Genomic DNA, 6,799 nt, shown 5'->3' with positions numbered 1-6,799 from the left:
CGCAGCGGGTGGTGGACGTGGGGTTCTCCATCGTTGAGCGGGAGACTTCCTGATTTTTCTCCGGCTGGTCTGGTTGTTTTCTCCGGTTGGTCCGGTCATCGACGACCACGGGGCACGGCTCCGCGAATGTCCCCCGGGGCCTTTGGCCCCTCCTCCTTGATTTGGCTGCGCCGTGCCCCATGGCCGCCGATGACCTCGTTGGCACTCGTCAGGGCTCACTCCAACGTCACTTCAGCTCGTGAGTGAGTGGCGTTCTGCGCAGCGGCATCAAGGAGGAGGGGCCGCAGGCCCCGGGGGACAGCCGCGGAGCAGAGCGCCGCTCGCTCACGAGCCCGCGAAGGTGCAGGCAAAAAACCACCCGACAAACAACCGTTGACGCAGAGATTTGGTACCGGTACCATGCAACCCGGAAAACATTGGTACCGGTACCAAATCACGGCGAACACGCCAACCGACCCCACCCCCAGAAGGAGACATGCAATGAAGAAACTGTTGTGCGCACTCGGCGCATCCATGACGGTTGCCACCGCCATGGCCTGGCCCGACAAGAACGTCACCATCGTCGTGCCCTTCCCGCCCGGCGGCTCCACGGACATGATCGCGCGCACGTTGCAGGTGAAGCTCCAGGAAAAACTGGGTGGCACTTTCATTGTGGAAAACAAGGCCGGCGCCACCGGCACCATCGGCGCGGCTCAAGTCACCCGCGCCGCGCCCGACGGCCACACCCTCTTCGTCTCTTCGCTCGGCCCGTTCGTGATCGCGCCCCACCTCACCAAGGTGACCTACGACGCCACCAAGGACTTCGACCTCATCACCGTGGCCGTGCAGGCGCCCAACGTGCTCGTGGTGCCCGCCGTCTCGCCCCACAAGACCATGGCCGACGTGCTGGCCTACCAGAAGGCCAACCCCGGCAAGATGACATTTGCGTCTTCGGGCAACGGCAGCAGCGACCACCTCACCGCAGAACTTTATTGGCAACAAACCGGCACCAGCGGCGTGCACGTGCCCTACAAAGGCGGCGGTCCCGTCATGACCGACCTGCTGGGCAACCAGGTGGAGTCCTCGTTCATGAACATCAACACCGCCATGCCGCAGATCACGGCCGGCAAGCTGCGCGCGCTCTCGATCACCAGCGCCAAACGCTCGCCCCTGCTGCCCAACGTGCCCACGCTCGACGAGCTGGGCATCAAGGACGCCAACGTGAACTCCTGGCAGGCCGTGGCTGCACCCAAAGGCATCCCCGCCGACGTGAAGGCCAGACTGCACACCGCCATCGCGGAGGCGCTCAACGACCCGACGGTGAAGCCCAGGCTGCTCGACCTCGGCTTCGAGATTGTGGCCAACACGCCCGAGCAGTTCACCGCCTTCCAGGCCACCGAATTCGCGCGCTGGAAGAAGCTCATCGAAGTCCGCAACATCAAGGCAGATTGATCGCATGCCAACTTCCGCCACGCCACGCGTCACCGCACTGCGCGTCATCCCCGTCGCCGGGCGCGACAGCATGCTGCTCAACCTGAGCGGTGCGCACGCCCCGTTCTTCACGCGCAACCTGCTCATCCTCACCGACAGCGCCGGCCACACCGGGGTGGGCGAGGTGCCGGGCGGCGAGAAGATCCGCCAGACGCTGGAAGACGCGGCCGCCCTGGTGGTGGGCCAGTCCATCGGCGATCACCAGCGCCTGCTGCGCGAACTGCATACCCGCTTTGCCGACCGCGACTCGGGCGGGCGCGGGCTGCAGACCTTTGATCTGCGCACCACCATCCACGCCGTGACCGCGGTGGAATCGGCCCTGCTCGATCTGCTCGGCCAACACCTCGGTGTGCCGGTGGCCGCACTGCTCGGTGAAGGCCAGCAGCGCGATGCGGTGGAGATGCTGGGCTACCTGTTCTTCGTGGGCGACAAGTCGAAGACGAGCCTGCCCTACGCCAGCGAGCCCGACGCCGACAACGCCTGGAGCCGCCTGCGCCACGAAGAGGCCATGACGCCCGAGGCCGTGGTGCGCCTGGCCGAGGCGGCGTATGAACGCTACGGCTTCAACGACTTCAAGCTCAAGGGCGGCGTGCTGCGCGGTGACGAAGAGGTGGATGCCGTGACCGCGCTGCACGAACGCTTTCCCGACGCGCGTGTGACGCTCGACCCCAACGGCGGCTGGCTGCTCAAGGACGCGATCCGCCTGGGCCAGCGCATGCGTGGTGTGGTGGCGTATGCCGAAGATCCGTGCGGTGCCGAAGACGGCTTCTCGGGCCGCGAGGTGATGGCCGAGTTCCGCCGCGCCACCGGCCTGCCCACGGCGACCAACATGGTCGCCACCGACTGGCGCCAGTTGACCCACGCACTCTCGCTGCAATCGGTCGACATCCCGCTGGCCGACCCGCACTTCTGGACCATGGCCGGCAGCGTGCGCGTGGCGCAAACCTGCCGCGACTGGGGGCTGACCTGGGGTTCGCATTCCAACAACCACTTCGATGTGTCGCTGGCCATGTTCACCCACGTGGCCGCCGCCGCACCGGGCAAGGTCACCGCCATCGATACACACTGGATCTGGCAGGACGGCCAGCGCCTGACGAAAGATCCGCTCAAAATCGAGAGCGGCCACGTGCAGGTGCCCAAGACCCCGGGACTGGGCGTGGAGCTGGACATGGCCGAGGTGGAGAAGGCCCACCAGCTCTATCTGCAGCACGGTCTGGGCGCGCGCGACGACGCCATGGCCATGCAAAGCCTGATCCCGAACTGGACCTTCAACCCCAAGCGCCCCGCGCTCGATCGATGAACACCCACCCCACCAAGGACAAGCCATGAGACCCAACCGCCTGCGCGAAATCTGGGCCGCCGGTGGCGCCGTTGTCAACGGCTGGCTGGCCATTCCGAACAGCTTCTCGGCCGAGACCATGGCCCACCAGGGCTGGGACTCGCTGACCATCGACCTGCAACACGGCGTGGTGGATTACCAGGCCATGATCCCGATGCTGCAGGCCATCAGCACCACCGACACCGTGCCTGTGGTGCGCGTGCCGTGGCTGGAGCCCGGCATCCTCATGAAGACGCTGGACGCCGGTGCCTACGGCGTGATCTGCCCCATGGTGAACACGCGCGAAGACGCACAGAAACTGGTCGCGTACACCCACTACGCGCCGCGCGGTACGCGCAGTTTCGGCCCCGTGCGCGCCCTGCTCTACGGCGGTGCCGACTATCCCCAGCACGCCAACGACACCATCGTGACCTTCGCCATGATCGAAACGGCGCAGGCACTCGACAACCTCGACGACATCCTCTCGGTGCCGGGGCTGGACGCGATCTACATCGGTCCGTCCGACCTGTCGCTGGCACTTGGCTGCAAACCCACCTTCGACGACCTCGACCCCAAAGCGGCCGACGCGGTGGCCCACATCCTTTCGCGCGCCAAAGCCCACGGCCTGGTGGCCGGCATCCACAATGGCTCACCCGAGGCGGCGCGCAAGCGCATCGCCATGGGCTTCCAGTTCGTCACCGTGAGCTCGGACGCGCGCCTCATGGCCGCCGGTGCGCAGCAGGTGGTGGCCGCCATGCGTGCCGGCCAACCTCCGAAAAACGCGGGCGGATACTGACCCCTTCTCCACTGACCCCTTCTCCACAGATATTGAAAGCAGACTCATGAAAATCGGATTCATCGGCCTGGGCATCATGGGCACACCCATGGCCCTGCACCTCGCCAACGCCGGCCACCAGCTGTTCGTGCACACGCGCAGCCAAGTGCCAGAAGCCATTCAAGCCGCGGGCGCCGTGCGCTGCGACAACGCGGCTACCGTGGCACGCGAAGCCGAGGTGGTGTTCACCATGGTGCCGGACACACCCGATGTGGAAGCTGTGCTGTTCAACGAGAACGGCGTGGCCCACGGCCTCAAGGAGAGCACCGGTGCGGTGCGCAAGGTGGTGGTCGACATGAGCTCGATCTCGCCCATGGCCACCAAGACTTTTGCGAAGAAGATCAACGACCTGGGCGCCGACTACATCGACGCGCCGGTGTCGGGTGGTGAAGTGGGCGCCAAGGCGGGTTCACTCACCATCATGTGTGGTGGCGACGAGGCCGTGTTCGAGCGCGTGCGCCCACTGCTGGAGCTGATGGGAAAAAACATCACGCTGGTGGGCGGCAACGGCGACGGTCAGACCACCAAGGTGGCCAACCAGATCATCGTGGCGCTCAACATCGCGGCGGTGAGCGAGGCGCTGGTGTTTGCCAGCAAGGCCGGCGCCGATCCGGCCAAGGTGCGCCAGGCGCTGATGGGCGGTTTTGCCGCGAGCCGCATTCTGGAAGTGCACGGCGAACGCATGATCAAGCGCACCTTCAACCCGGGCTTTCGCATCAAGCTGCACCAGAAAGACCTGAACCTGGCGCTGCAGGGCGCGAAAGAAATCGGCGTGTCACTGCCGCAAACCGCCAACGCCGCGCAGCTCATGCAGGCCTGCGCCGCGCACGGCATGGGTGACCTGGACCACTCGGCCCTGGTGAAGGCGCTGGAAATGATGGCCGGGCACACGGTGTCGCCCGACTGAGTGGCCCAATGAACAACGGCCCATCAAGGGCCGTTGCTTCAGGACTTGGCGTCGGCCGGTGGTGTGGTCACCACCTGGCCGTCTTTCACCGGCAGCGTGTCACCGGGCTTGAAGGTGGTGCGAACCGTGCCGTCCTTGCCATCGAGGCGGTAGGTCACGTTGTAGCCCACGCGTTTGGTGGACTTTTCTTCCACTGTGCGGCAACGCTGTTCGGTCGTGGTGACCACGTCTTTCTGCTGCATGTTTTTCTGCACCTGGTTGCCGGCATAACCACCGGCAACAGCGCCTGCCACGGTGGCCACCGTCTTGCCGGAGCCGTTGCCCACGGCGCTGCCGAGCAAGCCACCAGCCAGACCACCGACCACCGTGCCGGCGATGCGGTTCTGGTCTTTCACCGGGGCCGTGCGCTGCACCGCCACGTTCTCGCAGCGCTCGCGCGGCGTCACCACGGTCTCGGTGACCTCCTTCACGGAAACCACATCGGCAAACTTCGGCTGCGTCAGCGCCTGGTAGCCGGTGACGCCGCTGGCGCCCACCACCACCATGGCCAGACCACCCAGGGCAATGCCCTTGACCATCGACTTGTCCATGTTCTCGTCCTTTCAAAGCCTTACACAGGTGAGGAAATCTAACCGGGTTCGATCCGGCGCTTGTGACAAAACGTGTGTACCGCGGGTCAGCCGGTCTGCGCATCCGCGCGCTGCATCGCCCAGAGCGGGGCTGCGTCTGCGGGCGCCCGGGGCAGCAAACGGTCGCATTCGAGCTTTACCACGGCATAACACTCGCAGGCGCGGTCTTCCAGACTCTGGCGGTCCAGCACCTCGATGCGACCACGCGCGTAGCGGATCAGGCCGTCGCGCTGCAACGCCAGCGCCACCAGCGTCACGCTCTCGCGGCGCACGCCGAGCTTGCTGGCCAGCAGCTCCTGCGTCATCTGCAGGCAGTTGCCCTGCACACGGTCCAGGTTCTGCAGGATCAGGCGGCTGACCTGTTGCTCCACCGCGTGGTGGCGGTTGCACAGCGCGGTTTGTGCCACCTGCGTCAGCAAGGCCTGCGTGTAGCGCAGCAGCAGTTGCATCACCGCGCCGCCCGCGTTGAGCTCGTCAACAACCACCTGGCGGTTGAGCCGGTAGCCGTGGCCCGCGCTTTGCACCACCGCACGGCCATTGGTTGACATGCCGCCCATGAGCAGCGGCACACCCACCAAGCCGTCGTTGCCCACGGTGGCGAACTCGGCACAGGCGCCGCTGGCCGTGAGGTTGAGCAACGAGACGATGGCGGTGGTGGGAAAGACCACGTGGGTCAGGTCGTCGCCCGATTCGTAAAGCACCTGCCCCAGCGGCATCTCGACCAGCTCCATGTGCCTTGAGAGGTGTTGCCAGTCGCAAGCGGGCAGCGCCGCGAGCAGATGGTTGTTGGGTCGGGCTGCGGTGAACAGGCCCAGGCTTGAGCAGCACGCACGCACCGAGAGCGCTTGCGCCTTCGGCGCGTCGAAGCTTGAAGATTCCAGTGCGATGTACATGGCTGTGCCCCTTGAGAAAACGGATGTCTCCAGTTTTCCGCCGAGGGCACGGCCGGTCTGTCGGTTGAACGGGCGAATGCGCGTAGGAAGGGGCCTACAGGCTGTGCGTGGCGCCTGCAGAAGGCCCGACCACCAGCCAGTGGTTGTCCAGGCGCACGCCCGCAGGCAGGCCCAGCGGGTCGCTCGTGGTGTTGCTCAGCGCGCCGGCTCGGCCCGCCGCCCACCAGCCGTTGGCCGTGTTGCCCAGCGCACAGGCTTCCTGCAGCGGCTCGCTGCGCTGCCACACACCGCGCGCGTCAAACCAGGCCAGGTGGTGGGCGCGTGTGCAGCTCACCAGAAAACCACCACCGGGTCGTGCGCAAATGTCGCCACCATAGCCAACCAGCGCCGGCTGCTCGCGCGCGGCCTGCAAGCCGCGGCCGTCCCACACCGCCAGCACCGGCGCGGTTTGCCGCGCCTGCGCGTCGTCGTGCTCGGCCTGCAGCGCAATGCCCACGCGCTCGGACACCGGGTCCCACGCCAGGTGGCGGATGCTCAGGCGCGGATCGCTCAGACGCCACTGACCCAACACCCGGCCCGTGGTGCCGTCCAGTGCCACCAGCGAGGCGTCCATGCGGTCCAGCGCGCGTTTGGCGCGCCCGGTTTCGGGTTGGGTGGGAATGCCGCCGTTGGCCACCAGCAGGCTGCCGGCCGGCACGTCGCCCACGCGCGCGGGCAACACCAGCATCTCGTGCGGGTCCATGCCCT

General features: G+C 66.4%; 7 protein-coding genes. 4 read left to right on the top strand and 3 right to left on the bottom strand.

Translation table 11 applies throughout. The features are described 5' to 3' along the window. Positions 1–480 precede the first annotated feature (480 nt). The 4 genes from ACN4F8_RS13490 to glxR are packed head-to-tail and all read left to right on the top strand — an operon-like array spanning position 481 to position 4,530. Entirely contained in the window at positions 481–1,431 is a 951-nt protein-coding gene (locus ACN4F8_RS13490) for a Bug family tripartite tricarboxylate transporter substrate binding protein (protein WP_419474071.1), read from the top strand. A gap of 4 nt (positions 1,432–1,435) precedes the next feature. Then, on the top strand, positions 1,436–2,770 hold the full coding sequence (gene gudD, locus ACN4F8_RS13485) for a glucarate dehydratase (RefSeq protein ID WP_419474070.1): 1,335 nt from the start codon (positions 1,436–1,438) through the stop codon (positions 2,768–2,770). Between the two features lie 25 nt (positions 2,771–2,795). After that, positions 2,796–3,584, top strand: coding sequence for an HpcH/HpaI aldolase family protein (locus ACN4F8_RS13480; RefSeq protein WP_419474069.1), 789 nt, complete (start codon positions 2,796–2,798; stop codon positions 3,582–3,584). A gap of 46 nt (positions 3,585–3,630) precedes the next feature. Then, positions 3,631–4,530, top strand: coding sequence for a 2-hydroxy-3-oxopropionate reductase (glxR, locus tag ACN4F8_RS13475; RefSeq protein WP_419474068.1), 900 nt, complete (start codon positions 3,631–3,633; stop codon positions 4,528–4,530). A 38-nt stretch (positions 4,531–4,568) separates the two neighbouring features. Here the strand turns inward: glxR and ACN4F8_RS13470 are convergent, their stop codons facing one another. From ACN4F8_RS13470 to ACN4F8_RS13460, 3 genes are all read right to left on the bottom strand, one after another. Continuing rightward, positions 4,569–5,120, bottom strand: coding sequence for a glycine zipper 2TM domain-containing protein (locus tag ACN4F8_RS13470; RefSeq protein WP_419474067.1), 552 nt, complete (start codon positions 5,118–5,120; stop codon positions 4,569–4,571). A gap of 86 nt (positions 5,121–5,206) precedes the next feature. Further along, on the bottom strand, positions 5,207–6,052 hold the full coding sequence (locus ACN4F8_RS13465; protein ID WP_419474066.1) for a Crp/Fnr family transcriptional regulator: 846 nt from the start codon (positions 6,050–6,052) through the stop codon (positions 5,207–5,209). A gap of 94 nt (positions 6,053–6,146) precedes the next feature. Then, positions 6,147–6,799 (bottom strand): DUF1513 domain-containing protein (locus ACN4F8_RS13460; protein ID WP_419474065.1); only part of this gene is annotated, 653 nt, incomplete at its 5' end.

This window comes from Hydrogenophaga sp. (assembly GCF_048549895.1).
Classification (GTDB): domain Bacteria; phylum Pseudomonadota; class Gammaproteobacteria; order Burkholderiales; family Burkholderiaceae_C; genus Hydrogenophaga.
Note: the sequence above shows the minus strand (reverse complement) of the source record. Positions and strands in the feature narration are given on the sequence as shown.

Excerpts from the sequence above, each read along its gene's own strand:
- ACN4F8_RS13490 (WP_419474071.1), top strand. The coding sequence starts at position 481 with ATGAAGAAACTGTTGTGCGCACTCGGCGCATCCATGACGGTTGCCACC.
- gudD (WP_419474070.1), top strand. The coding sequence starts at position 1,436 with ATGCCAACTTCCGCCACGCCACGCGTCACCGCACTGCGCGTCATCCCC.
- ACN4F8_RS13470 (WP_419474067.1), bottom strand. The coding sequence starts at position 5,120 with ATGGACAAGTCGATGGTCAAGGGCATTGCCCTGGGTGGTCTGGCCATG.
- ACN4F8_RS13465 (WP_419474066.1), bottom strand. The coding sequence starts at position 6,052 with ATGTACATCGCACTGGAATCTTCAAGCTTCGACGCGCCGAAGGCGCAA.
- ACN4F8_RS13480 (WP_419474069.1), top strand. The coding sequence starts at position 2,796 with ATGAGACCCAACCGCCTGCGCGAAATCTGGGCCGCCGGTGGCGCCGTT.
- glxR (WP_419474068.1), top strand. The coding sequence starts at position 3,631 with ATGAAAATCGGATTCATCGGCCTGGGCATCATGGGCACACCCATGGCC.